The 26,338-nt window shown below is 61.0% G+C and carries 20 protein-coding genes; 13 read left to right on the top strand and 7 right to left on the bottom strand.

Features of this window, described 5'->3' with window-relative positions; genetic code table 11:
• The first annotated feature begins 12 nt into the window (after nucleotides 1-12).
• Together AC1MEK_RS17820 and AC1MEK_RS17815 are read left to right on the top strand one after the other, a co-directional pair.
• Nucleotides 13-1,110 (top strand): enoyl-CoA hydratase/isomerase family protein, encoded by a 1,098-nt coding sequence (locus AC1MEK_RS17820; protein ID WP_480397596.1) that lies wholly within the window; start codon nucleotides 13-15, stop codon nucleotides 1,108-1,110.
• 3 nt (nucleotides 1,111-1,113) lie between these two features.
• Complete coding sequence (locus AC1MEK_RS17815; protein WP_480397595.1) at nucleotides 1,114-2,265, top strand: acyl-CoA dehydrogenase family protein; 1,152 nt, start codon at nucleotides 1,114-1,116, stop codon at nucleotides 2,263-2,265.
• A 19-nt stretch (nucleotides 2,266-2,284) separates the two neighbouring features.
• Here the strand turns inward: AC1MEK_RS17815 and AC1MEK_RS17810 are convergent, their stop codons facing one another.
• Entirely contained in the window at nucleotides 2,285-7,618 is a 5,334-nt protein-coding gene (locus tag AC1MEK_RS17810; protein ID WP_480397594.1) for a dermonecrotic toxin domain-containing protein, read from the bottom strand.
• Between the two features lie 221 nt (nucleotides 7,619-7,839).
• Nucleotides 7,840-8,697 carry a LysR substrate-binding domain-containing protein gene (locus AC1MEK_RS17805; protein ID WP_480397593.1) on the bottom strand — a complete coding sequence of 286 codons (858 nt, stop codon included), beginning with the start codon at nucleotides 8,695-8,697 and terminating at the stop codon, nucleotides 7,840-7,842.
• Between the two features lie 108 nt (nucleotides 8,698-8,805).
• Between AC1MEK_RS17805 and AC1MEK_RS17800 the strand changes: the two genes are divergently transcribed.
• A complete protein-coding gene (locus tag AC1MEK_RS17800; RefSeq protein WP_480397592.1) occupies nucleotides 8,806-9,915 on the top strand; it encodes a 2-aminoethylphosphonate--pyruvate transaminase in 1,110 nt (369 codons plus the stop codon).
• Nucleotides 9,916-9,957: 42 nt separating this feature from the next.
• Nucleotides 9,958-10,785 carry a phosphonoacetaldehyde hydrolase gene (gene phnX / locus AC1MEK_RS17795; protein ID WP_480397591.1) on the top strand — a complete coding sequence of 276 codons (828 nt, stop codon included), beginning with the start codon at nucleotides 9,958-9,960 and terminating at the stop codon, nucleotides 10,783-10,785.
• Nucleotides 10,786-10,962: 177 nt separating this feature from the next.
• Here phnX and AC1MEK_RS17790 read toward each other — a convergent pair whose 3' ends face one another.
• A complete protein-coding gene (locus AC1MEK_RS17790) occupies nucleotides 10,963-11,529 on the bottom strand; it encodes an NADPH-dependent FMN reductase (protein ID WP_480397590.1) in 567 nt (188 codons plus the stop codon).
• A gap of 312 nt (nucleotides 11,530-11,841) precedes the next feature.
• On the opposite strand from AC1MEK_RS17790, the gene AC1MEK_RS17785 reads away from it, so the two are divergent.
• Complete coding sequence (locus AC1MEK_RS17785; RefSeq protein WP_480397589.1) at nucleotides 11,842-12,054, top strand: hypothetical protein; 213 nt, start codon at nucleotides 11,842-11,844, stop codon at nucleotides 12,052-12,054.
• A 128-nt stretch (nucleotides 12,055-12,182) separates the two neighbouring features.
• Here the strand turns inward: AC1MEK_RS17785 and AC1MEK_RS17780 are convergent, their stop codons facing one another.
• The 4 genes from AC1MEK_RS17780 to AC1MEK_RS17765 all read right to left on the bottom strand — a co-directional run bounded on the left by AC1MEK_RS17780 (nucleotide 12,183) and on the right by AC1MEK_RS17765 (nucleotide 14,960).
• Nucleotides 12,183-12,746 (bottom strand): GNAT family N-acetyltransferase, encoded by a 564-nt coding sequence (locus AC1MEK_RS17780; RefSeq protein WP_480397588.1) that lies wholly within the window; start codon nucleotides 12,744-12,746, stop codon nucleotides 12,183-12,185.
• A gap of 35 nt (nucleotides 12,747-12,781) precedes the next feature.
• Entirely contained in the window at nucleotides 12,782-13,543 is a 762-nt protein-coding gene (gene dnaQ, locus AC1MEK_RS17775) for a DNA polymerase III subunit epsilon (protein WP_480397587.1), read from the bottom strand.
• A gap of 161 nt (nucleotides 13,544-13,704) precedes the next feature.
• Nucleotides 13,705-14,157, bottom strand: a complete 453-nt coding sequence (gene rnhA, locus AC1MEK_RS17770) for a ribonuclease HI (RefSeq protein ID WP_480397586.1) — start codon at nucleotides 14,155-14,157, stop codon at nucleotides 13,705-13,707.
• Between the two features lie 44 nt (nucleotides 14,158-14,201).
• A complete protein-coding gene (locus AC1MEK_RS17765) occupies nucleotides 14,202-14,960 on the bottom strand; it encodes a class I SAM-dependent methyltransferase (protein WP_480397585.1) in 759 nt (252 codons plus the stop codon).
• A gap of 97 nt (nucleotides 14,961-15,057) precedes the next feature.
• On the opposite strand from AC1MEK_RS17765, the gene gloB reads away from it, so the two are divergent.
• From gloB to fabI, 8 genes are all read left to right on the top strand, one after another.
• Nucleotides 15,058-15,837: a hydroxyacylglutathione hydrolase gene (gene gloB, locus AC1MEK_RS17760; protein ID WP_480397584.1), complete on the top strand. Its 780-nt coding sequence runs from the start codon at nucleotides 15,058-15,060 to the stop codon at nucleotides 15,835-15,837.
• Between the two features lie 99 nt (nucleotides 15,838-15,936).
• The gene (locus AC1MEK_RS17755) at nucleotides 15,937-17,547 is read left to right on the top strand and encodes a LysM peptidoglycan-binding domain-containing protein (RefSeq protein WP_480397583.1); all 1,611 of its coding nucleotides are present in this window, start codon (nucleotides 15,937-15,939) and stop codon (nucleotides 17,545-17,547) included.
• A gap of 203 nt (nucleotides 17,548-17,750) precedes the next feature.
• Nucleotides 17,751-19,580, top strand: coding sequence for an extracellular solute-binding protein (locus AC1MEK_RS17750; protein ID WP_480397582.1), 1,830 nt, complete (start codon nucleotides 17,751-17,753; stop codon nucleotides 19,578-19,580).
• Nucleotides 19,577-21,442: an extracellular solute-binding protein gene (locus tag AC1MEK_RS17745; protein ID WP_480397581.1), complete on the top strand. Its 1,866-nt coding sequence runs from the start codon at nucleotides 19,577-19,579 to the stop codon at nucleotides 21,440-21,442. The genes AC1MEK_RS17750 and AC1MEK_RS17745 overlap by 4 nt, the downstream gene beginning before the upstream one ends.
• 1 nt (nucleotide 21,443) lies before the next feature.
• A complete protein-coding gene (locus AC1MEK_RS17740) occupies nucleotides 21,444-22,517 on the top strand; it encodes a microcin C ABC transporter permease YejB (RefSeq protein ID WP_480397580.1) in 1,074 nt (357 codons plus the stop codon).
• 1 nt (nucleotide 22,518) lies between these two features.
• Complete coding sequence (locus AC1MEK_RS17735) at nucleotides 22,519-23,538, top strand: ABC transporter permease (protein ID WP_480397579.1); 1,020 nt, start codon at nucleotides 22,519-22,521, stop codon at nucleotides 23,536-23,538.
• A gap of 1 nt (nucleotide 23,539) precedes the next feature.
• The gene (locus AC1MEK_RS17730) at nucleotides 23,540-25,150 is read left to right on the top strand and encodes an ABC transporter ATP-binding protein (protein ID WP_480397578.1); all 1,611 of its coding nucleotides are present in this window, start codon (nucleotides 23,540-23,542) and stop codon (nucleotides 25,148-25,150) included.
• Between the two features lie 18 nt (nucleotides 25,151-25,168).
• Entirely contained in the window at nucleotides 25,169-25,963 is a 795-nt protein-coding gene (fabI, locus tag AC1MEK_RS17725; RefSeq protein ID WP_480397577.1) for an enoyl-ACP reductase FabI, read from the top strand.
• Nucleotides 25,964-26,338: the final 375 nt, after the last annotated feature.

Raw genomic sequence — 26,338 nt, 5'->3', positions numbered from 1 at the left:
AGGGAGTCCGCAATGACGGCACAGGTAGTATCGGCCACGTCTTCAAGTCAGGAACCGGCCTGCGACACCGTTCTGTCCGAAGTACGCAACCACATCGGCCACATCACCCTCAATCGCCCCCAAGGGCTCAACGCCATTGACCTGGACATGGTCCGTCAACTGCAACGCCAGCTCAACCAATGGGCCAATGACGACAAAATCTACGCCGTGGTCCTGCGCGGCGCTGGCGAGAAGGCCTTCTGCGCCGGGGGCGACATCCGCGCGCTGTACGACAGCTACAGAAACAACCTGCCCGACCACCAGCAATTCTTCGTCGAAGAATACGCCCTGGACCTCACCCTGCATCACTACCGCAAACCGGTCATGGCCCTGATGGACGGCTTCGTCCTCGGCGGCGGCATGGGCCTGGCGCAGGGCGTCGACCTGCGGGTGGTCACCGAACGCAGCCGGCTGGCGATGCCGGAAGTGGCCATCGGCTACTTTCCTGACGTCGGCGGGAGTTACTTCCTGCCCCGCGTGCCGGGCGAGCTGGGCATTTATCTGGGCGTGACCGGCGTGCAGATCCAGGCCGCCGACGCGCTGTATTGCGGGCTGGCCGACTGGTACCTGCAAAGCGCGCGGCTGGCCGAACTGGATCGCCAGCTCGACAACCTCAAGTGGACCCTGACCCCGCTCAAGGACCTGCAAGGCGCGCTGGCCAAGATCGGCGTGCAGCAGTTGCCCGAGCCGTCGCTGGAGAAACTGCGCCCGGCCATCGACCATTTCTTCGCCCTGCCGGACATCCCGAGCATCATCGAGCAATTGCAGGAAGTGACGGTGGTCGACACCCATCGCTGGGCCGTCGACACCGCCAACCTGATGAAAACCCGTTCGCCGCTGGCCATGGCCGTGACGCTGGAGTTGCTGCGTCGCGGTCGGCATCTGCCGCTCGAGAGCTGTTTCAGCCTGGAGTTACACCTGGACCGCCAGTGGTTCGAACGGGGCGACCTGATCGAAGGCGTTCGCGCCCTGATCGTAGACAAAGACAAGAAACCGCAATGGCGTCCGTCCACCGTGCAAGGCTTGAGTGCCGAGCATGTGGCGAGCTTTTTCAGCGGTCATGAGGCGTGACCCATGCAAGACCTTGAACTGACCGAAGAACAGATCATGATCCGCGACATGGCGCGGGAATTTGCGCGCAATGAAATCGCGCCCTTTGCCAAAGATTGGGAAGCCGCCGGCTGGATCGACGATGTGCTGATTGCCAAGCTCGGCGAGCTGGGCCTGTTGGGCATGATCGTCCCAGAGCTTTGGGGCGGCACCTACATCGATTACGTTGCCTACGCGCTAGCGGTCGAGGAAATCTCCGCAGGCGATGCCGCCACCGGCACGCTGATGAGCGTGCACAGTTCGGTGGGCTGCGGGCCGATCCTCAATTACGGCAGCGATGAGCAAAAGCAGCAGTGGCTGGAAAAACTCGCCACGGGCGCAGCCATCGGCTGTTTCTGCCTGACCGAACCCCATGCCGGCTCCGAGGCCCATAACCTGCGCACCCGCGCCGAACTCAAGGATGGCCAGTGGGTGCTCAACGGCGCCAAGCAGTTCGTCAGCAACGGCAAGCGCGCGCAACTGGCCATCGTGTTTGCAGTGACCGATCCTGAATTGGGCAAGAAAGGGCTGTCGGCGTTTCTGGTGCCCACCGACAACCCCGGTTACAGCGTCGACCGCATGGAACACAAGATGGGCATTCGCGCCTCGGATACCTGCGCGGTGACCCTGAGCAACTGCCGCATCCCTGCGGCCAATCTCTTGGGCGAACGCGGCAAGGGCCTGGCCATTGCCCTCTCCAACCTGGAAGGCGGCCGCATCGGCATTGCCGCCCAGGCGCTGGGCATCGCCAGGGCAGCGTTCGAAGCTGCACTGGCCTATGCTCGCGAGCGGGTGCAATTCAACAAGCCGATCATCGAGCACCAAAGCGTTTCCAACCTGCTGGCCGACATGCACACCCGCATCAACGCTTCACGCTTGATGGTCCTGCACGCCGCACGCTTGCGCACGGCGGGCAAGTCCTGTCTATCAGAGGCCTCTCAAGCCAAACTGTTCGCTTCCGAGATGGCTGAGTGGGTCTGTTCCAAAGCGGTGCAGATCCACGGTGGCTACGGCTACCTGGAAGACTACCCGGTAGAGAAATACTACCGGGATGCGCGTATCACCCAGATCTACGAAGGCTCCAGCGAAATCCAGCGTCTGCTGATCGCTCGCGAGTTACGGCATTACAGCCTGTGACGCTGCCGTAAATCGCTGATCACGGGGCGGGTGGCAAATAGTTGCGCCGCCCCAGTTGCAGCATCAGCAGGGCCACCGAATCGGCGTTGGCGAGAATGATCTGGCTGCGAACATAGTCGCTGGCCATGAATGCATCCCGGGCGTTGAGCAGCGTGCGGCTGCCGGTGATCGCCAGGATGGCGTGAAAGCCGCGGTTTTCGTCGGGGCGCAGATCTCGTCGGACGCCATTATCGTAGGTCGTGAACAGCGTGCTTTTGCTGCTCAGATGGGACAGTTTGCGTGTATGCAAGGCTTCGACATACGAACGGATACTGAAGCTTGTCGTCGAGGTGTCGTCCAGCAGATCCGGGAATGGCGCCATCGATTCCAGATAGGTGATGTCGTAGGTACCTAGCGATTGGTGCGACAGTTCGTGAATCAGATTGGCCGCCCGATAATGAGCGGCTACATCGAAACCCTGAGCAATAGCCTCGGGCTTGAGCGAATACTGCGGCACGTTGAAGAAGACCTCGGTCAAAAATACGCGTTGCTTGGGATCGTTATTGATCACGAACGCAGCAATGGACTCGTGCCCTGGGCGCGTGGTGCCGATGACAAAGCGCTCCGATGAGAAGGGCGACAAGGTGGGATCCATTACTGCATTGAACAACTCCTTGACGATTTTCTCGATCTCGCCGACCAGAATCTGATCCGGATCGGTGACGCCGAAAAAATCCGCAATGATGCGTTTGACCTGAGGATCGAGCGGTGTACCACGTCGATGGATATTGATGTTGTCCAGGCAGTTCTCCAGATACCGCTTAGCCTGCAGATGCGCCTGTCCGATACGCCGCGCCCGGTCGCGATATTTCAGACGAATGTCGGCCATGCCAGATGCCTCGATGGTCAGCACTTCCTCGGCACTCTTGATGAGCCTGCGCTCGGCCATCCTGCTGGCGCCACCTCCCCCGCCACGCAGGCGCAAGTGCAGATCCAGGTGCCATCGTTGCTTGCTGTCTGTCCTCAGGCGCGGCCCGCGGGTGCCATCCGCGCCGACAATGGTCCAATAACCCTCGTCGACCAGCTGTTCGACCTGGTACACCTTACCGTCCACCACGGCGTACGGTGTATCACTGGTCTTGGTCTTGTAGAGATTGAGCAGGCTATCGTGCCGCAGGTCGATCAGTGCGACCCCCTTGACTTCCAGAGCACGAAGACGCGAGAGTTGCTCGGCGTTCATGGAGCTGTGGTTCCAGCCTGAAGTCGACGATGCAGGCGGGGCGAGCGGCGAAACCGGTGCTTCCTCGTCATCGTCCAACGCTAATTCGCCATCCTCTGAAATACCGCTGATGCGCTCATCGAGCGTTCGTATTCCAACTGGCTGTGCACGGGCGGAAATCATGACGCCCAGCGCGGTACAGAATTCGGATAACGCCTGCCCCCAGCGATGAACGGAAGCTGAAACCGCAGAAGCGCGGAACCATGTATAGCCTTGCCAGAGCGCGACCAACGCGGCCAGCTTGCCCGGCAACAGAACCAATGCCTGCTGCACCCCCAATGTCGCCAGATAATTTCTCCCGGCACGATCATCCTGCTCATTGGTCACCGCGTTGGCGATATCCGACTCCAGGAGCAGATCAATCGTGTCATCGAACAGCAACTGCACCGCGTTGCCTTTCTCTTCCACCAATTGCACACAAACCGGTCCGGGCGTATGCGATGGCACATCCCCCGCCTCGACATCGAACGGCAAATGGGGTTCGATGAACCCGCCGTGGGCATAGCGTCTATGCACCAGGGGATCGACCCGTTCAAGCATCATTTTCTGAAGCGTTGCGTCATTGTGAATGTCGTCGAGCAACGCAGCCTGGGTGGCATATTCCTTGAATACGAACTCCGAATAATGCAGCGCGCACATCACGATCAGATTTTCGGTGGGGTTGGGCGAGTAAAACAGATACACCCCTTTCACCTTGTCCGGCGTGATGCCTGCATCGGCCACCAGTTGCAATCGACTCACAGCAATGCTGTTTTTATCCACCGGTTCGCGGGCAACACCGTCGGGCATGTCGAGGGCTTGCACGACGAATTTCAATGACTTGGGGCTTAGATGTCCTTTGAGCTTGTCGGTCAACGCCTGTGCCTGCAGCATCGGCGGCAATTGATTGAAGAACATACGCTTGCGCGTCGCGAACTCGGGGTCGGTGGAGACCAGTTTCTTGCGCAGCATCGCGATATGACCGGCGCCGACATCCAGGCTGCGCACCATTGCCCTGACGTAGTCAGGGGTGATTGACTCACGAGCGTCTGGTTCGTCGCACTGGATACTCAGTGCGGCCCCCTGAGAATCGCTGAAGCGATTGATCGCATAATCGGTCAGCGACTCGGTGCGGACGATGGCTGCGGTTGCAAAGGGAGAGATTTGGTCCCCTGGCCCAGGTACCGCCGCTTCATACAGACGCATCGTCACCTTGATCGTATCCGGGTCGAGAGCAAGCTTGGGAAAGTCTTTTTTCAGCCGAGCTTTCAGTTTTTCACGCGCATAGGTGTTTAACGTGGGGATGTCGAACAGGAAAGATTTTCCTCCTTCACTGAGGATGTAGTACTGGCTGAACAGCTCGCGAAAACGCTTCAGATCTTCGATCGAACCTGAGCGAAACCACTTTGGAAGCATCGCGTCGAACAGGCAGTTATCGATCCTGACCCATAGCGCGTCGAGCATGTCGTTAAGTGGCTGATCGATCTCCTGAGCGGCGGCCAGGCTAGAAAAAAGCCCTGCCTCCAAGCGACAGCGTCTGGCCCGCAAACAGAGCTGGCGCAAGTCCTGCTCGCTGCGGCTCAAGCTTTGTTGCACCAACGCCTGGACAGCATGCCCATTGATGGAGTCCAGGCGCATTTCTACCGGACTGGTAGGGGAGTCGAGCAAATGGGCGCGTAATCGGGCCCGATCTGTCTCCCCCAATAGTTGCAACCAGCGCTCTTGGTCAACACCGGTCAGCTTGGCGTGCAAGGCACCCTGTAGCTGTACGAATGAGTCGAATTGACGCCAGCCCAGCGTACAGGACCAGAACATGAACGAGCCGGCAGGATCCAGCGACTGTTTGAGCACCAGGGTGTCGCACAACTTGGCGGGCGTATAGCTGCCAAACTTGAGTGAGACCGAGAACACCTCAGTGACTGGCGTGCCCAGGTTTTCGCGCACCGCGCGGGTCGGCCTGTCCAAGACTTGTTGCACTAGATTGATGGAATCGCTGTCAAGCCATTCCTGGCGCTTGCTCAGCGAAAGATCCAGGCGCATGGCATCTTCTCTTAGAGCAAGGGCGTTTTCAGAGGGTTGAAAGCTGGTGTCAGCCTCGCGCTGAAACCCGGTGTGCACCCGTTTGAAATAACGCGGGTACCCCTCGTTAAAGCCCGCCACGGCTTTGTCCATCATGTGATTGATCAGGTCTGCGCGAATCACGGGCGCTGCCGAAGAACCCTCGAAATGCAACTGCGCCCCCAAAGGCAAGGCTTCATCACGATGGCCGCTGAAACGCTCGAGCAGCATCGACACCAGATCCAGCGACAGCGAAAGCTGCGACTCGCTCACCGCGATGGGCTCGACCTCGACATCGGCAGCGTCACCCGGCTGCGACGTGAGCCATTGCACCTGGATCTCGGCGACATCAACTTCAGTGCCCGCGAGCACTGCGACCCAGGGCTGTAACACGGATTCGGCGTAGCGTTGCAAAATATCGTCCTGCTCACGCAAACGTAGGGCTCGCTCTTCGAACATCTGCGTCTTTTCGGGCCAGGACTCCGAATCCGGCTTCGTCGCCTGGCTGTCGATGCGCGGCTGACTTTGGTTGGCCTGGGCAACCTCGGCGGTCGTGGATGGCAATTGGGAACCCGCTTCATCCGCGGATTGAGGTTGAGCCCAGATCGCCGCAAACGTAAACGGTGCACCGAGGCTCCAACGTCCACCATCGAGTAGTAATTGACGTGGATCGAGCAACTGACGCACGTCCAGCGCGTCATCGATCATCGCCACGCGCTTGTCGGCATCACAGGTCAATGCCAACGCGTAGGAAAGATTATCGGACTGCATGGCGATCACCGAGTCCACTCGCTCGGTGACCAGTGAGGTCATGATCCTTTCCTGAGAGAGCTGTATCTTGTCCTCCGTAAGTAAGGACGGCTGATGTTCCAGTGCCAGCGCCGAACGCAACTTACCCCTCCCCTCGGACGTCGATACGTGTGTCGTCAGTGCTGCCAGGTCGGCGAATCGAGTCAATTCGTGACTGGGAGAAAACCACCACAAGGATTTGTCGCTTTGCCTGGTGCTCTGCAGGATGAAAGTTCCTGCCAGTGGGTAAGCCGCACTCTGACCAACACTGGCGGTCATTTTGTAGCAACGAAGTACAGCGGTGCTGGGAGTGCTGTCTGAGCCAGCTTGCAACAGTGACAGAACATCATTGAGCATTGACTCGCTCAGGGTCCCGTCATGGCGCCGTGCGTACAAGGCGCTGCGCAGGCTATCGCCAAAGCTTTCGACGGCCAGGTCTTTGCGCGTGCTACCCGCACGCCAGGTCTCACCCCAGTAACCGGTCAGTTCCGTGCCATAGCGTTCGGCGACGCCGGTGACCGCATCCTTGATTGCCTTGTCGAACAACGGAGTGTCGGCAGCACTGGCCGCCAATCCTCGCGTGTTGAGAAAGCGACGCTCCACTCCCTTTACCGGCTTGAGCTTGCGACAGTCGTCGAACGTGGCCTGAGCCAGTGTCTGAGTGATCAACACCGATCCAGCTTCGCTGCCCTGCGCCGTCACGAATTGCAGCAGATGAGTCGTGGGGTCGACTGTCATCGTCAGCGTCTTGCCAAGCTGGTGTTTCAGCGATTTTGTCGACGCTTCATATAAAGTTGGTGTCTTGAGCAGTTGTTCGTGCAGTTGAACGACCCGTTTCACCTGATGATCGACAATCGCCAGCATCTGCGCATGGAACGGATCACCTTCGACCTTTTCCGATTCGTACAAGCCACTGACATCATTTGCCGAAAACCGGGTGCGCAGCGCTGCCAGCAATGCCGGGCGATCGCTGAATGCCTCAATTCCATTGGCGAGCGTGTGCAGGTAGACCTTCGTGACACTGGTCTGAGTGTGACTGAGCATCAGTGCTGCCGACAGCTCCAACGGGTTGGTTGAACCGTCGTCGATCATCAGCCGATCAACCCTGACCGGGTCCGTGGCGTCTTTGATCGAAGGGCCAGTGAGCCCCTTCAGCCAGGTGTGCTCTGCGGCATCGATCACTTTCGCCTGCAAGGCAGTATCCAGCGCATCGATATAGCGCTGTTTGAGTGATGCACTGTGAAAATAGTGGGAAGTTGCAGCGGACATGTAAGCTCCTTGGTTGCATGCACCACCCAACGTCAGCGAAGCGCCGGTGAGTGGCATTGCCAAGAAGCGTAAGGATTAACATTGAGCTGACTGCGCTACATATTGCTGTGTATCTGCCATGTGTTTTCGTATTGACTGATTCGGCCACGCAGCGCATTCAGATCCTGTCCGCTGGCAGGTATCCGGGCAGCACAGAACCAGCGCGACTTGCTCCTGCCGTGTCAGCCCGCAGCGAGGTCGAGCATCGTCTTGATCAACCTGAGCTCTCGCCTCCGCTCCAGGCACCCGATGAAATGCTGATTGAGCAGCCCTTGCCCCATCAGTGGCACGGCAATGACTCGCGGGTCGCGACTGACTTCTATCGACGAAACGATGCCAATGCCCAGTTCCGCGGCCACCGCCTCGGTGACCGCTTCGCGGCTGTCGAGCTCCAACAGCACCCTGGGCTGTACGGCTGCATCCGCGCAGGCGGCGTCGAATGTACGGCGGGTAACAGAAGTCGGTTCGCGCAGCACCATGATCTGCTGATGAAGGCGCGCGATGTCGACTTCCAGCGCCAGAGCCCACTCATGCCCGGCGGGCAGCAAGGCACAGATTCGTGACTGCGCAAGCCGTTGCAGGTGCATGCCCTTGCGTGCCTCGACATTGGTCAGCACTGCCACATCGGCATGCTCGGACACCAGTGCGGCGAGGGTCTCCTGTGCGTTCCCCAACCGCAGATTGACCGTGATACCCGGGTACCTGGCCCGCAGCCGCGCCAGCATCGGCATCACCAGATGCGGGCCATCGGCCGCCACTTCCAGACGTCCGGTGAGCAACTGTCGATTGGCCTCCAGCAACGCCTGTGCCTCTTCAGCCATGCCGAACATCGCGCGGGTGATCGCCGCGAGCCTTGTGCCCTCCTCCGTCAGCTCGACCCGCCGCGCAGTGCGTCTGAGCAGCGTGATCTGGTAGTGATCCTCCAGCGCCTTCACATGCCCGGTGACGGCCGGCTGGCTGATGAACAGCCGCGCCGCGGCCCGGGTAAAACTGCCTTCACGCGCCACGGCATCGAAGGCGCGCAGTTGAAACAGATTCATGGCTATCGGCCTGACTTATAGTTCGGATAACAACAAGCAATTTGATTGATAGCCAGGCAAAGATCAACCTGTGTCCATCGCTTCCCGACGCTTCGAGGTCACGCTCCGATGAACACCGCTCAACCGATCCTGCTGACGCCCGGCCCTCTGACCACTTCGGCCCGCACCCGCCAGGCGATGCTGGCCGACTGGGGCTCGTGGGATGAACGCTTCAACCAGCTCACGGCCAGCGTCTGCCGCCAGTTGCTGGACATCATCAACGGCCACGACACCCACCACTGTGTGCCTTTGCAGGGCAGCGGCACCTTTGCCGTGGAAGCCGCCATCGGCACCCTGGTGCCGCGCGATGGCAAGGTGCTGGTGCTGATCAACGGCGCCTACGGCAAGCGTCTGGCGAAAATCTGCCAGGTGCTGGGCCGTAAGGTCTGCGTGTTCGAAACCGCGGAAAACCAGCCGACCACCGCTGCCGACGTTCAGGCGATGCTCGACGTCGATTCGGCAATCACTCACATGGCGCTGATCCATTGCGAGACCAGCACCGGGATTCTCAACCCGCTGGAACAGATCGCCGAGGTCGTAGCCCGCGCAGGCAAGCGCCTGATCATCGACGCCATGAGTTCTTTTGGCGCCCTGCCGATCGACGCCGCGCAGATCCCGTTCGACGCCTTGATCGCCGCTTCTGGCAAGTGCCTGGAAGGCGTGCCCGGCATGGGCTTCGTGTTCGCCCGCAAGGAAACCCTCGAAGCCGCTGGGGGCAACTCGCACTCGCTGGCCATGGACCTGCACGATCAACACACCTACATGGCCAAGACCGGCCAGTGGCGCTTCACCCCGCCGACCCACGTGGTCGCGGCGCTGCACGAAGCCTTGTTGCAGTACGCGGAAGAAGGCGGCCTGCCGGCCCGTCATGCGCGTTACACAGACAACTGCAATGCTCTGCACGATGGCATGCAGGCCCTGGGGCTGCGCAGCTTCCTGATGCCAGACATCCAGGCACCGATCATCGCCACCTTCCACGCGCCGCGTGATTCGCGCTACCGGTTCAAGGACTTCTACGAACGGGTCAAGGCCCGCGGTTTCATCCTTTACCCGGGCAAACTGACCGAAGTCGAGACCTTCCGCGTCGGCTGCATCGGCCATGTGGATCGCGCCGGCATGCAGGCCGCAGTCGAGGCCATCGGCCAGGTGCTGCGGGAAATGGAAGTGCTGGACATCTGACTCTATTCACTGTTTTTAAAGCTCGACTCCGAGGATTGACTCATGCGCTACAACCAACCCGACCAACTGCAGGCTTTGGTTCTCGACTGGGCCGGCACCGTCGTCGACTTCGGCTCCTTCGCCCCCACCCAGATCTTCGTCGAGGCCTTCGCCGAGTTCGACGTTCAGGTGTCCATCGAGGAGGCCCGTGGCCCGATGGGCATGGGCAAGTGGGACCACATCCGCACCCTGTGCAACGACCCGGCGATCGCCGAGCGCTATCGCAAGGCGTTCGGCCGCACGCCCACCGACGATGACGTGACCGCCATCTACGAGCGCTTCATGCCGTTGCAGATCGAGAAGATCGCCACCCACTCGGCGCTGATCCCCGGTGCGCTGGACACCCTGACGGGCCTGCGCGAAAAAGGCCTGAAGATTGGCTCATGCTCCGGTTACCCGGCCGTGGTGATGAAGAAAGTGGTGGAGCTTGCGGCGAAGAACGGCTATGTCGCCGATCATGTGGTGGCCACCGATGAAGTGCCCAACGGCCGCCCATGGCCGGCGCAGGCACTGGCCAACGTGATTGCGCTGGGCATCGACGATGTGGCGGCGTGCGTCAAGGTCGACGACACCGTGCCGGGCATTCTGGAAGGCCGCCGTGCAGGCATGTGGACCGTGGCGCTGGTGTGCTCGGGCAATGCCCTTGGGCTGACGTGGGAGGAGTATCAGGCGCTGGCCCCGGAAAAACTGGCGAGCGAACGGGCGCGGATTCACACACTGTTCGAAGGCTCGAAGCCGCACTATCTGATCGATACGATCAACGAACTGCCGCAGGTGATCGCGGATATCAACCGGCGGTTGGCCAACGGCGAGATGCCGCAAAGCGCCTGAATGCTGCATGGCATGGGCTTCTGCCGAAGGCGTGGGAGTCCGGCTTGCCGACGATCTGCCGGGAACCGGCAGCAAAGCCTGTGTGCAAGGTGTGTCAGATGCATACAGGCGTCCGGTTTCACGACTGCTGCGCAGCCGATCGCCGACAAGTCGGGCTCCTACGCCCTTCGGGCAGAATCAGCCCTTCTTGACGGTGCGCTCAACATGCGCCGCAAACGCATCGATGATGCTCTGCAGGAACGGACGGGTCTTGTCACTCAGCTTGCCCTGCTCATCGAAGAAGCTGCCGGCATTGCCCAAGTAAGCCTCTGGCTGCTGCATGCACAGCACGTCCAGGAACACGAACGACTGGCGCAGATGCTGGTTGGCGCCGAAGCCGCCGATGGCGCCTGGCGAGACACTGACCACCGCCGCAGGCTTGGCCTTGCCCCAACTGCTTTTGCCGTATGGGCGCGAGCCCACGTCGATGGCGTTCTTCAGGGCGCCCGGCACCGAACGGTTGTACTCGGGGGTGACGAACAGGAAGCCGTCAGCGCCTTGCAGGGCCTGACGAAACGCGGTGTAGGCCGCAGGTGGCGAATCGAGGTCGATGTCTTCGTTGTACAGGGGCAGATCGCCGATTTCGACGATGTTCAGCTTGATGCTCGCCGGTGCCAGCTCGGCCAGTGCCTTGGCGACCTTGCGGTTGAGCGACTCTTTTCTCAAGCTGCCGACGATCACTGCAATCGAATGAACCTGGCTCATGAACCTGACCTTCTTCTAGTGGAGGAGTGACAGTTATAGATGAAAGCTGCGAATTCTTCTGTGCAGATTTGTGCTTAATTTGATCGAGCCAGTCGATAGTAAAAGCGGGCTTTTCCGCCGCCTGTTCACGGTCGGTCGCGAGTATTTTTTCATCGAGCGAAAACCAACCCGCAAAACGGCGGTCTGAAAGCCTTGAGCGGGCAAGGCCCCTTCATCACCCACGGAACGGACTTGGCAGCAGACAGGGATTCAGCGCCTGCACTACCACGACGCAGGCGAAACGGGCAGTTTTTTCCAGAGGTTACAAAGCAGATGGCTTCAATTCTCGTTGGGCAATTCCTCGCACGCAATGCGGAAGGCCGCGTCTACCCTGTGCAGGAATTCCACGAATCGCAGTCCGACGAGGCTGACGGCACAACCACGGTAGTCACCTACAAACTGGTGATTGGTGATCGCGTCAACCACTTGGGCGGGGACGAATTCGAATTGGTGGCGTCCGGGATCAAGCTGACGCGGATCAGCTGAAACAACGCCCCGTAGCAGCACGGCTTGCCGGCGGGGCGATATGTCTGTGACGTAAATGTCGTCTGACACACCGCCCCGCCGGCATCGGAACGCCGCCCGGCCGTGCTGCTACACGGGTCATATGATGTTCAAGCGGCAGCATCATCGAAAAACAGGTACCAGAAAATCGCCGACTCCCGGCTCTCGGGGTCGATCGCGCGATAGCGCAGGTGATCCACCCCGCCCACCACGAACCCGTAACTTTCATACAACCTGCACGCAGCCAGGTTGTTGTTCTGGGTTTCCAGGGTGATGCCCGGCAGCCCGTGTTTGACTGCCCAGAACCGCGCCACGTCCAGCAGCTTGCGCGCCACACCATGGCGGCGCATCGCCGTGTCCACCGCCAATTCGTCGATATGGGCCAGGCCGTTCCAGTGCCTGCTGATGACGATATGGCCCACCGGGTCTTCATCCAGCCAGGCCACCAGCACCGTGCCATCTGCCGCATCGCGGTAATGGCAGAACTCTTCCGAATCGATGCCGTAGTTTTTCAGGTAAGGCTCGACCGCCTCGACCGGCCACTGCGCCACCGGCGCGCCGATCTGCACCTGGGCGTAACCGGTGACCGTGAAGGTGAATTCGCTGTTGAGGATGTAATCCTCGAAGCATTCGTCTGCCACACGAATGCTCAATTCAAGCTCGGCCGTCGCCACCTGGCGCCTCCTGCTCCAAGGTTTGCCTCGAAGGATCAGCCCTGCTGGGCCTGCGCTTCGAGAAGCTGGGTCCACAACGCCGGCGCACCCGCCGACTTGGCGATCACCGCCAGACGCGCGGCGTGATCGGCGAGCTCGGTTTCGCTGGCAACGATGACCCGGCCGGGTGTGCGATTGACGATCCGCCGCACTTCCGACGGCCGCTCGGCCCCGCCATCGCCATCACTGTTTCCGGCCAGCGACAAGGTAGTCTGGCCACCGGTCATCGCCAGATAGACGTCCGCCAGAATCTCGGAGTCGAGCAGCGCGCCGTGCAGTTCACGGTTGGAGTTGTCGACGTCGTAGCGTTTGCACAGCGCGTCGAGGCTGTTGCGCTGGCCCGGATGACGTTCCCGGGCCATGGCCAGGGTGTCGAGCACCGAGCAATAGCTGGAGATGTCCGAACGGTCTTTCTGGCCGATCAGCGCGAATTCATTGTTCAGGAAGCCGACGTCGAACGCCGCGTTGTGGATGATCAGCTGGGCGCCCTTGATGAACTCGTAGAATTCATCGGCGACCTCGGCAAACCGCGGCTTGCCGATCAGGAACTGGTCGGTGATGCCATGAACGCCGATCGCCCCTTCGTCACTGGAACGATCCGGCTGCAGGTAAACGTGAAAATGACGACCGGTCAGGCGTCGCCCGATCACCTCGACGCAACCGATCTCGATCACCCGGTGGCCGTCGGTGACGGGCATACCGGTGGTTTCGGTGTCGAGTACGATTCTTCGTTCTGTGATGTTGGTTTCTGCAGTCATGACCTGGCGCCTCGGTTTCAGGCGCGGATATTAACATGGGTGTTTTTGGGATGTCTGTTCGACCTTGTGGGAGCCGGCTTGCTGGCGAATGGGGTGTATCAGCCAATGCAATGTTGAATGGCACACCGCATTCGCCAGCAAGCCGGCTCCCACAACAGCAGTCAGCCGTGTTTGATCCGGCGCACCTCATCCACGCCGCGGTTGGCCAGCTGGTCGGCGCGCTCGTTGCCTGGGTGGCCGATATGCCCGCGCACCCATTTCCAGGTGACGCTGTGGCGGTTGACCTGCTCGTCGAGCTGCATCCACAGATCGGCGTTTTTCACCGGTTCCTTGGCCGCTGTCTTCCAGCCGCGTTTCTTCCAGTTGGTCATCCACTCGGTGATGCCCTTCATCACGTACTGCGAGTCGGTGACCAGAATCACCTCGCACGGGCGCTTCAATTCTTCCAGGCCACGGATCGCCGCCAAAAGCTCCATGCGGTTGTTGGTGGTGTTGGCTTCGCCGCCCCACAGCTCCTTTTCCACGCCCTTGCACACCAGCAACGCGCCCCAGCCGCCAGGGCCGGGATTGCCCTTGCAGGCACCATCGGAGAAAAGTTCTACGGTATCGCTCATTACGACTCTTTCCACAATTCAGAAGGCTGACCAGTTCGGCCCGCTCAGATCTCGGGCGTGCGCCGGTTGACCTTGGCCATCGGCAGGGGCAACAGCTTGCCCATCGGCTCGCGGCGCGGCATGCGCACCGGTCGCAGGCCGACCACCAATTTGCGCGCCACCAATAAATAGAAGCCGCCGCCGGGGCTCTGCCAGCCGTCGCCCAGGCGCTCGAGGCCCGACAGACGGTTTTGCCACAGCGGCGAAGCAAGGGGCGGACGATAGCACCCGAACCTGCGTTTCTCCAGCGCGAAGCCCAGCAGGTTGAGCCAGTCGCCGACCCGTGAAGGCGAGATGCAGCGGGCCCGGCGCAGGGCGTCGTTGGCGAAATAATGACGGATGCCCCAGGTGCTCCAGGGGTTGATGCCGATGATCAGCAGATGGCCACCAGGGCGCACACTGCTGGCCGCTTCGCGCAGCAGGCCATGGGGCGAGAGGCAGAAGTCCAGGCCATGCTGCATCACCACCACATCGGCGGCGTGCTCGCTCAAGGGCCAGGCCTGCTCTTCGCAGACGATCTCGACACCGGGCAGCGGTGCACCGAGCCGCACGTTGCGCTGCACCTGCTTGGCCGCCGGCGGGGTCTGCGCCGAAGGGCCGTAATGCACCAGATAACCGCCGAAGAAACGCTCCAGTTCTTCCTCGAGCACCCGCCGCTCTTCTTCGAGCAACAACTGCCCCACCGGCCCGGACAACCACGCTCGGGCAGCGCTGATCAACTCAAGCCATTCGGGGTCGGCCTGGGCGAACGCTTCATCGGTCATTTCCGGTCTCCTCGCGGGGTCCCTCGTGCGACTGGCTCGCACAGAAACGGTTCAGACTCTAAGATGCTTCTTTGTTTTCAAAAAAGCGAATCGCGCCATGATACAGATCGAAGCCCTGCCCGCTTTCTCTGACAACTACATCTGGTTGTTACAAGACAATGCCAGCAAGCGTTGCGCGGTGGTCGATCCGGGCGATGCCCAGCCTGTGCTGGCGTGGCTGGCACGCAACCCCGGCTGGGCGCTTTCAGACATTCTGGTCACCCACCATCACGCCGATCATACCGGCGGCGTCGCCGAGCTCAAGAGCGTCACCGGCGCCACGGTCTACGGCCCGGCCAATGAAAAGATTCCGGCGCGGGACGTGGCGCTGTCGGACCTTGACCAAATCACCGTACTCGGCCTGACGTTCGCCGTCCATGCGGTGGCGGGCCACACCCTGGGGCACATCGCCTTCTATCATGCAGACCCGCAACAGCCGGTGCTGTTCAGTGGCGACACGCTGTTTGCCGCCGGTTGCGGGCGGCTGTTCGAAGGCACCCCGCAGCAGATGCACGCCTCGCTCTCGCGCCTGGCCGCCCTGCCCGGCAACACCCGGGTCTACTGCGCCCATGAGTACACCCTGAGCAACCTGCGCTTCGCCGTGGCCGTGGAGCCGGACAACCCGGATGTGGTCGGCCGCTTCGAGGAGGTCACCCGCTGGCGCGCCGACAATCGCATCAGCCTGCCATCGAGCATCGAGCTGGAGCTGGCGACCAATCCGTTTCTGCGTGTCTCGCAATCTTCTGTCAAACAAAAAGCAGACGAACGGACAGGCACAGACCACAGCTCGCCCGCAGCGGTTTTTGCCACCTTGCGCGCGTGGAAAGATGTGTTCTAAAGGTGTTTGAAATTGGTACAAAAATTCTGAAAGGTTGACCGTTCCTGAGGCGCTTTCTAGAATCGCCCGACATTTTCGACTGGAACCACCTCCCAGCCAATGTCGTCATCTACACGAAAGCCCTTTAATTCCGACGCATTGACTCGGTTGGCACAGGCAATCGCGGTCGTTGCGAGCGCAACTCTGGCAGGCTGCCAAAGCACCGGCAGCCTGGTGCCAAGCAGCGCTGCGAGCACCGCTCATCCCCCCGCTTCGGTCAAGCCCAAGCAAGTATTCGTCGCCCGCAAACCGACCCCTCTGGCGCCGCCCCATGACGTATGGGAACGCATGCGCCAGGGCTTCCAGTTGCAGGACGGCAACGATCTGAACCCGCGTATCGACCAGCAGCGCCTGTGGTTCGCCAACAACCCGTCGTTCCTCGAAACGGCCGGCGAGCGTGGCAGCCTTTATATGCACTACATCGTCGAGCGCCTCGAAGAACGCAACATGCCGCTGGAGCTGGCCCTGCTGCCGGTGATCGAGAGCGCCTACAACCCGATGGCCCTGTCGCGCAGCGATGCGGCGGGTATCTGGCAGTTCATCCCGTCCACAGGGCGCTACTTCAACCTGCGCCAGACCAGCTTCTACGATGGCCGCCGTGACATCACCGCCTCCACCACCGCTGCCCTGGACTACCTGACCAAGCTGCACGACATGTTCAACGGCGACTGGCTGCTGGCACTGGCCGCCTACAACGCCGGTGAAGGCACGGTCAGCCGCGCCATCGAGCGCAACGAAAAGCTCAACCTGCCGACCGACTACTGGAACCTGCCGCTGCCGCAGGAAACCCGCGACTACGTGCCCAAGCTGCTGGCGCTGTCGCAGGTGGTCATGTCGCCGGAAGCCTATGGCGTCAACCTGAGCCCGATCGAGAACAAGCCTTACTTTGAAGTCGTCGAGCTCAACAAGCGCATGGACCTGTCGAAGGTAGCCGAGATGGCCAACATCGACGAGGACGAGCTGATCCAGCTCAACCCTGCCTTCAAGAAACGCCTGACCATCGACGGCCCGCAGCACCTGCTGGTGCCGACCTCCAAGTCGCAACTGCTGACCACCAGCCTGTCGAACATGAAACCCGAGGAGCTGGTGGACTGGCAGCAGTACCGCGTGCGCCCCGGCGACAGCCTGGCGAGCATCGCCAGCCGTTACAAGGTCTCCACCACCACGCTCAAGGACTTGAACAAGCTCTCGGGCAACCGCCTCAAGCGCGGCCAGGCATTGACCATTCCCGTGCAACCGGGCATGAAAACCGCGATGCCGGTGTTCGAGGAAGTGGCTGAAGTTGAAGAAACTCCGGCTCGCACCCGCACCTATAAAGTGAAGAAAGGCGACAACCTGGGGCAGATCGCCCGCATCAACAAGGTTGAAGTCAAGGACCTGCAGCACTGGAACAAGATGTCCGGCTACAACCTCAAGGTCGGCCAGACCCTGGTCATGCAGGACACCAGCAAGCCCGCAGCCAAGACCAGCGCCCGCGCAGTCGCCAAGAACAACAGCAAGGCGAAGGATCCCGAGGGCAAGGCCACGCAATACAAGATCCAGAAAGGCGATTCGCTGTATCTGGTGGCCAAACGTTTCAACGTCGAGATGCAACACCTCAAGCGCTGGAACCCGCGCAGCGGCCAGGCGCTCAAGCCAGGGCAGACACTGACGGTTTATCTGCCGCATTGATCTTTCAGACACTGATTGACCCGTAGGAGCGAATTTATTCGCGAATCGATCGTTCAACCGACACATCTCTATCAGCTGAACGATCTTTCGCGAATGAATTCGCTCCTACAGGGTTCACCATCGGCCCGGCCGCTCTACCCCACCCTTTTTCCATCCCATACAAGCTGTTACTGTGACCGACCGCTGCCTGGATCGAAGCCGACTTGATACGCCTTCTGCTGCTGTTTTCCAGCCTGGTCTTGAGCACGACAGCCGCCGCGACCATCAGCGAAAGCCATGGTTACGCCCAGTTCGGTGTCCTCAAGTATCCGGCCAGCTTCACCCATTTCGACTGGGTCAACCCCGAGGCGCCGAAGGCTGGCACCTTGCGGATCATGGCATTCGGCACCTTCGACACGCTCAACCCCTACACCTTCAAGGGCAGCAGCCCGATTTCCACGCCCAACTTCGGCCAGTACGGCGTCAGCGAGCTGAACGAGCCGCTGATGGTCGGCACCGGGCAATACGACCCGTCCGGCGATGAGCCGACTTCCAGTTACGGCCTGATCGCCAAGTCGGTGGAATACAGCGAAGACCGCAGCTGGGTGGTGTTCAACCTGCGCCCCGAAGCGCGCTTCCACGACGGCAAGCCGATCACCGCCTACGATGTCGCGTTTTCCTACCGCACGTTGCTACGCGATGGCCATCCGCAATACCGCACCGCGCTTCAGGAAGTGCAGCGGGTCGACATCCTCAATCGCCAGCGGATTCGCTTCGTATTCAAGCGCTCCGGCAATCCATTACTGATCCTGCGCCTGGGTGAGCTGCCGGTATTGCCGCAGCACTACTGGAAAAATCGCGACTTCAAGGCCACTACGTTCGAACCGCCAGTGGGCAGCGGGCCGTATCGGATTACCCAGGTGCGCCCTGGGCGCAGCCTGGTGTTCGAGCGGGTCAAGGATTACTGGGGCAAGGACCTGCCGGTCAACCGCGGCAAGTACAACTTCAACCGCGTGGAAGTGGAGTTCTACCGCGACGCCGATGTGGCGTTCGAAGCCTTCAAGGCCGGCGAGTTCGACATCTATATCGAGCACCAGGCCAAGAACTGGTCCACCGGCTACAACTTCCCCGCCGTGGCCAACGGCAGCGTGATCAAGGCGCAGATCCCGCACCGGATCCCGACGCAGACCCAGGGCCTGTTCATGAACACCCGCCGCGCGACCTTCGCCGACATCAAGGTGCGCGAGGCGCTGGGGCTGATGTTCAACTTCGAGTGGACCAACCGCACGCTGTTCAACGACGCCTACGCCCGCTCGACCAGTTACTACCCCAACAGCGAATTCACCGCAACGGACCTGCCATCGGGCCGCGAATTCCTGATGCTCTCGCCCTATCGCGAGCAACTGCCGGCCAGACTGTTCACTCAGCCGTTCAGCGTGTCGAAAACCGACGGCGGCGGCGTGCCTCGCGAGACGATTCGCAAAGCCTTGGGGCTGCTCGCCGAAGCGGGCTGGAAGTACACCGACCGAGGGCTGGCCAACAGTGCCGGGCAGCCGTTGCGATTCGAAATACTTCTGGTCAACCCCAACCTTGAACGGATCCTGCAACCGTACATCGAAGACCTGACCCGCATCGGCATCGACGCGCGCCTGCGCACGGTGGACCGCGCCCAATACAAGCAGCGGCTGGACCAGTTCGACTTCGACATGATTCTGATGACCCTGAACCAGACACTCAGCCCTGGCCTTGAGCAGTGGCAATACTTCCATTCCAGCCAGGCCAACGTGCGTGGCAGCAAAAACTACGCAGGCATCGCCAACCCGGTGGTGGACAACCTGCTCAACCAGCTGCTGGCCGCCAAGACCCGGGACGATCAGGTCGCGGCCACCCGGGCGCTGGACCGGGTTCTGCTCTGGCAGCACTACATGATTCCCAACTGGTACCTGAACAATCATCGTCTGGCGTACCGCAATCGTTTCGCCATGGTCACCACCCCGCCCTACACCCTGGGCCTGCGCGCGTGGTGGCTCAAGTCTTCGGAGAAAACCCAATGACCGCACTGCGCTCACTGACGCGGGCCAGCGGCCTGTTCCTGCTAGGGCTGGCCTGCTCCGCTCAGGCCGCTCCGCAACATGCCATCACCCTTTACGGCGAAGCCCCCAAGTACCCGGCCGACTTCAAGCACTTCGACTACGTCAACCCCGACGCGCCCAAGGGCGGCATCCTGCGCAGCGCAGGCTTCGGCGGCTTCGACAGCCTCAACCCGTTCATCAGCAAGGGCGTGCCTGCCGACGACATCGGCCTGATCTACGACACGCTGATGCGTCAGGGCCTGGACGAACCGTTCACCGAATACGGCCTGATCGCCGGCAAGATCGAAAAGGCCCCGGACAACAGCTGGGTGCGTTTCTACCTGCGTCCCGAGGCGAAATTCAACGACGGCCACCCGGTGCGCGCCGAAGACGTGGTGTTCAGTTTCGACACTCTGATCAAGGACGGCTCGCCGCTCTACCGCAGCTATTACGCCGACGTCGATCAAGTCGTCGCCGAAGATCCGCTGACCGTGCTGTTCAAGTTCAAGCACACCAATAACCGCGAGTTGCCGCTGATCATCGGCCAGTTGCCGGTGCTGCCCAAACATTGGTGGGCCACCCGCGATTTCAACAAGGGCAACCTGGAAATCCCGCTGGGCAGCGGGCCGTACAAGGTGGTCGAAGTCAAAGCCGGGCGCTCGGTGCGTTACGAGCGGGTCAAGGATTACTGGGGCAAAGACTTGCCGGTGAACAAGGGCTTTTACAACTTCGACCGGCTCTCTACCGACTACTACCGCGACAACACCGTTGCCCTGGAAGCGCTCAAGGCCGGCGCGTTCGATTACTGGCAGGAAATGACCGCGAAGAACTGGGCCACTGCCTACGACGTGCCGGCGGTGAGACAGGGCCGCCTGATCAAGGAAGAAATCGCCAACGGCAACCCGCAGGGCATGCAGGGCTTCATCTTCAACCTGCGCAGGCCTATGTTCCAGGACGCCCGCGTGCGCCAGGCGATCAGCCTGCTGCTGGACTTCGAATGGACCAACAAGCAGCTGTTCTTCAGCAGCTACACCCGCACCAAGAGCTATTTCGACAACTCGGAAATGGCCTCCCGCGGCCTGCCTTCTGAAGCAGAGCTGAAAATCCTCGACCCGCTGCGCGCGCAATTGCCACCGCAGGTGTTCACCGATGAATTCAAGCTGCCGGTCACCGATGGCAGCGGCATCATTCGCGATCAGCAGCGCAAGGCCTTTGCCCTGCTCAAGGAGGCGGGCTGGAAGATCGTCGGCGACAAGATGGTCGACACCGAAGGCAAACCGGTGAGCATCGAGTTCCTGCTGGCGCAGACCGAGTTCGAGCGCGTATTGCTGCCGTTCAAGCGCAATCTGGCGGACATCGGCATCAATCTGGAGATTCGCCGGGTCGACGTGTCGCAGTACATCACCCGCCGCCGCTCGCGTGATTACGACATGATCGTCGGCAGCTTCCCGCAGTCCAGCTCACCGGGCAACGAACAGCGCGAATACTGGGATTCCTCGGCCGCCGACAAGCCCGGCAGCTACAACCTGATCGGCCTGAAGGATCCGGCAGTCGACACGCTGGTCAGCGGCCTGATCAACGCCGACTCGCGTCAGAGCCTGATCGACCACACCCGCGCGCTGGATCGCGCCCTGCTGTGGGGCTACTACGTGATCCCCAACTGGCACATCAAGACCTGGCGCCTGGCCTACTGGGACCATCTGGGGCATCCAAAGAAATCGCCGCTGTACGACATCGGCACCATGACCTGGTGGGTCAAGCCCGACACCACGCCGGCCATTTCGGTGCAGCCTGCCGATGACGCGGCCGCGCCTGACGCCCCTTCCAAGGACACGGAGCAATAGCATGCTGGCGTACATTCTGCGGCGCTTGCTGCTGATCGTGCCGACCTTGTTCGGCATCCTGCTGATCAACTTCGTGATCATCCAGGCCGCGCCCGGCGGCCCGGTGGAACAGATGATCGCCAAGCTCGAAGGCTTCGAAGGCGCCACCAGCCGCATCGCCGGCGGCGGTGCCGAGGTCTCCGTGGCGGGCTCCAACTACCGCGGCGCGCAGGGGCTGGACCCGGCGCTGATCAAGGAAATCGAGCACATGTACGGGTTCGACAAGTCGGCCCCGGAACGCCTGTGGATCATGGTCAAGAACTACTCGAAGCTGGACTTCGGCGACAGTTTCTTCCGTGACGCCAAGGTCATCGACCTGATCGCCGAAAAGATGCCGGTGTCGATCTCGCTGGGGCTGTGGAGCACCCTGATCATGTACCTGGTCTCGATCCCGTTGGGGATCGCCAAGGCCACGCGCCACGGCAGCCATTTCGACGTCTGGACCAGCTCGGCGATCATCGTCGGCTATGCGATCCCGGCGTTCCTCTTCGCCATCCTGCTGATCGTGGTCTTCGCCGGCGGCAGCTATTTCGACTGGTTTCCGCTGCGCGGGCTGACCTCCAGCAACTTCGACGAGTTGAGCTGGGCGGGCAAGATCGGCGACTACTTCTGGCACCTGGTGTTGCCGATCACCGCGCTGGTGATCGGCAACTTCGCCACCATGACCCTGCTGACCAAGAACAGCTTTCTCGACGAGATCGGTAAACAGTACGTCATTACCGCAAAAGCCAAGGGCCTGACCCAGCGCCGGGTGCTCTACGGCCATGTATTCCGTAACGCGATGCTGTTGGTGATCGCCGGTTTCCCGTCGGCATTCATTGGCATTTTCTTCACAGGCTCCCTGTTGGTCGAAGTGATCTTCTCCCTCGACGGCCTCGGCCTGATGAGCTTCGAGGCGGCGATCAATCGCGACTACCCGGTGGTGTTCGGCACCCTGTTCATCTTCACCCTGCTGGGGCTGGTGGTGAAACTGATCGGCGATCTGACCTACACGCTGGTCGACCCACGTATCGACTTCGACCGCAGGGATCATTGATATGACGTTGTCCCCTCTCAATCGACGCCGTTTCGAACGCTTCAAGGCCAACAAGCGCGGCTGGTGGTCGTTGTGGCTGTTCCTGATTTTGTTCTGCCTGAGCCTTGGCGCCGAGCTGATCGCCAACGACAAACCACTGATCGTCAAATACGACGGCCAGTGGTACTTCCCGGTGTTCGAGCGCTACCCGGAAACCACCTTCGGCGGCGAATTCCCGCTGGAGGCCAACTACAAGAGCCCGTACATCAAGGAACTGATCGCAGCGAAGGATGGCTGGACGCTGTGGGCGCCGATCCCGTTCAGCTACCAGAGCATCAACTACGACCTGAAAGTGCCGGCCCCCGCCCCGCCCTCGCGGGAAAACCTGCTGGGCACCGATGACCAGGGCCGCGACGTGCTGGCCCGGGTGATCTATGGCTTCAGGGTCTCGGTGCTGTTCGCCCTGACGCTGACCGTACTCAGCTCGATCATTGGTGTGATTGCCGGTGCACTGCAGGGCTTCTATGGCGGCTGGGTCGACCTGGTGGGCCAGCGCTTCCTGGAAATCTGGTCGGGCCTGCCGGTGCTGTACCTGCTGATCATCCTCGCCAGCTTCGTGCAGCCCAACTTCTGGTGGCTGCTGGGCATCATGCTGCTGTTCTCCTGGATGAGCCTGGTGGACGTGGTGCGCGCCGAGTTCCTGCGCGGGCGCAACCTGGAATACGTGCGCGCCGCCCGCGCCCTGGGCATGCAGAACGGCGGGATCATGTTCCGCCACATCCTGCCCAACGCCATGGTTTCGACCATGACCTTCATGCCGTTCATCCTCACCGGCGCCATCGGCACCCTGACCGCGCTGGACTTCCTGGGCTTCGGCCTGCCCGCAGGCTCGCCGTCGCTGGGCGAGCTGGTTGCACAGGGCAAGTCCAACCTGCAGGCGCCATGGCTGGGCATCAGCGCTTTTGCCGTGCTGGCCCTGATGCTGAGCCTGCTGGTGTTCATTGGCGAATCGGCCCGTGACGCGTTCGACCCGAGGAAATGAGATGAATCAGGACAATCTGATCGAAATCCGCAACCTGTCGGTCGAGTTCGTCACCGGCGAGAAAGTCCAGCGCGTGGTCGAAGGCATCAGCTTCGACATTCGCAAGGGCGAAACCCTGGCGCTGGTCGGCGAAAGCGGATCGGGCAAGTCGGTCACCGCCCATTCGATCCTGCGACTTTTGCCCTATCCGCTGGCCCGGCACCCGACCGGCACCATCAAATACGCGGGCGAAGACCTGCTGCACACCAGCGAAAAACGCATGCGCGCCATTCGCGGCAACCGCATCGCGATGATCTTCCAGGAGCCGATGACCTCGCTCAACCCGCTGCAATCGGTGGAAAAGCAGATCAACGAAGTGCTCGGCCTGCACAAGGGCCTGACCGGCAAGGCCGCCACACGGCGCACCCTGGAGCTGCTGGAGCTGGTGGGTATCCCTGAGCCGCGCAAACGCCTCAAGGCGCTGCCACACGAGCTCTCAGGCGGCCAGCGCCAGCGGGTGATGATCGCCATGGCCCTGGCCAACGAGCCGGAACTCTTGATCGCCGACGAGCCGACCACTGCGCTGGACGTCACGGTGCAGCTGAAAATTCTCAAGCTGCTCAAGGAATTGCAGGCCCGCCTGGGCATGGCGCTGCTGCTGATCAGCCACGATTTGAACGTGGTTCGACAAATAGCCAACCGAGTATGTGTCATGCAGCGCGGTTGCATCGTCGAACAGGCATCGTGCGAAGAACTGTTCCGCGCGCCGCAACATCCGTACACCTGCGAATTGATCAGCGCCGAACCCAAAGGCGGTCCGGCGGACAACGCGCCGGGCGCGCCGATGCTGGAAGTCGAGGACCTCAAGGTCTGGTTTCCGATCAAGAAAGGCGTGTTCAAGCGCACCGTCGATCACGTCAAGGCCGTGGACGGCATCCACTTCAGTCTGCCCCGGGGCCAGACGCTGGGGATCGTCGGCGAAAGCGGCTCGGGCAAATCGACATTGGGGCTGGCGATCCTGCGCTTGATTCGCAGCGAAGGCCAGATACGCTTTCAGGGCAATTCGCTGGCGTGCCTGAAGCAGGATCAGGTCAGGCCCCTGCGCCGGCAAATGCAGGTGGTGTTTCAGGACCCGTTCGGCAGCCTGAGCCCGCGCATGTCGGTGTGTGACATCGTTGGCGAAGGCCTGCGGATACACAAGATTGGTACACCCGCCGAACAGGAAACGGCGGTGGTCGAAGCACTCAAGGAGGTAGGTCTGGACCCGGCAACCCGGCACCGCTACCCCCATGAGTTTTCCGGCGGACAGCGGCAAAGGATCGCCATCGCACGGGCATTAGTGTTAAAACCTGCGCTGATTTTACTGGACGAGCCCACTTCGGCGCTCGACCGGACCGTTCAGCGCCAGGTGGTGGAGCTTTTGCGCTCCCTGCAAAGCAAGTACAACCTGACCTATTTGTTTATCAGCCATGACCTGGCGGTAGTCAAAGCGCTGAGCCACCAGTTGATGGTGGTCAAGCAGGGCCAGGTGGTCGAACAGGGTGTGGCCGAGGATATCTTCGCCGCACCGCAACATCCTTATACACAGCAGTTGCTGGAGGCCGCTTTCCTGGCACCGGCAACTGTCGATTAACCTGAAGAGGAACAAACCATGGGTTTTCTCGCCGGTAAGCGCGTCCTGATCGTCGGTGTCGCCAGCAAACTGTCCATCGCATCCGGCATCGCTGCCGCCATGCATCGCGAGGGTGCTGAGCTTGCCTTCACCTACCAGAACGAAAAACTCAAAGGCCGCGTGGAAGAATTCGCCGCTGGCTGGGGTTCGAGCGCCGACCTGTGCTTCCCTTGCGACGTTGCCAGCGATGAAGAAATCGCCAAGGTCTTCGAAGAACTGAGCAAGAAGTGGGATGGCCTGGACTGCATCGTTCACTCCGTAGGTTTCGCCCCGGGCGACCAGCTGGACGGTGACTTCACCCAAGCCACCACCCGCGACGGTTTCCGCATCGCGCACGACATCAGCGCCTACAGCTTCGTGGCACTGGCCAAGGCCGGTCGCGAGATGATGCAAGGCCGCAATGGCAGCCTGCTGACCCTGTCGTACCTGGGCGCCGAGCGCACCATGCCGAACTACAACGTGATGGGCATGGCCAAGGCCAGCCTTGAAGCCGGCGTTCGTTACCTGGCCCGCAGCCTGGGCCCGGATGGCACCCGCGTCAACGCGGTATCGGCTGGCCCGATCCGTACCCTGGCCGCTTCCGGTATCAAGAACTTCCGCAAGATGCTGGACGCCAACGAAGCCCAGACCCCGCTGCGTCGCAACGTGACCATCGAAGAAGTCGGCAACGCCGGCGCCTTCCTGTGCTCGGACCTGGCCTCGGGTGTGAGCGGTGAGATCATGTACGTTGACGGTGGTTTCAATACGACTGCGATGGGTGATCTGCAGGACTGAGATTTTTAGGTGATTCCTGAAGCGATGCTGCTTTGTGAATCGGCGCGAAATCTGTAGGAGCCGGCTTGCTGGCGAAGACGGTGGGTCAGACGGCGATGAGCTGGCTGGCCTGCCGTTTTTTTTGGCGTTTTTCAGGTCCGGATTTGGTGGTGAGGCTGCTTTCTGTTGTTCTGGCTAACGCCAGACCTGTTTCGACTTCGCCAGATCAAGAGCGCTCTTCCTAACGTCAGACCTGTTTCGACTTCGTCGAGTTACTTGGAAAAGTCGGAATGCCGCACCACCCCCAAGTAACCAAGGGGTCCTGCTCCTGGCTTGGGTCCTCCTTCGTCGGACTTCCTTCATTCCGGTCCCGCTCCGTGGGCCCGGCGCGAATGG

This window comes from Pseudomonas sp. 2, assembly GCF_056627435.1.
This window is presented reverse-complemented; position numbering and strand designations above follow the sequence as displayed.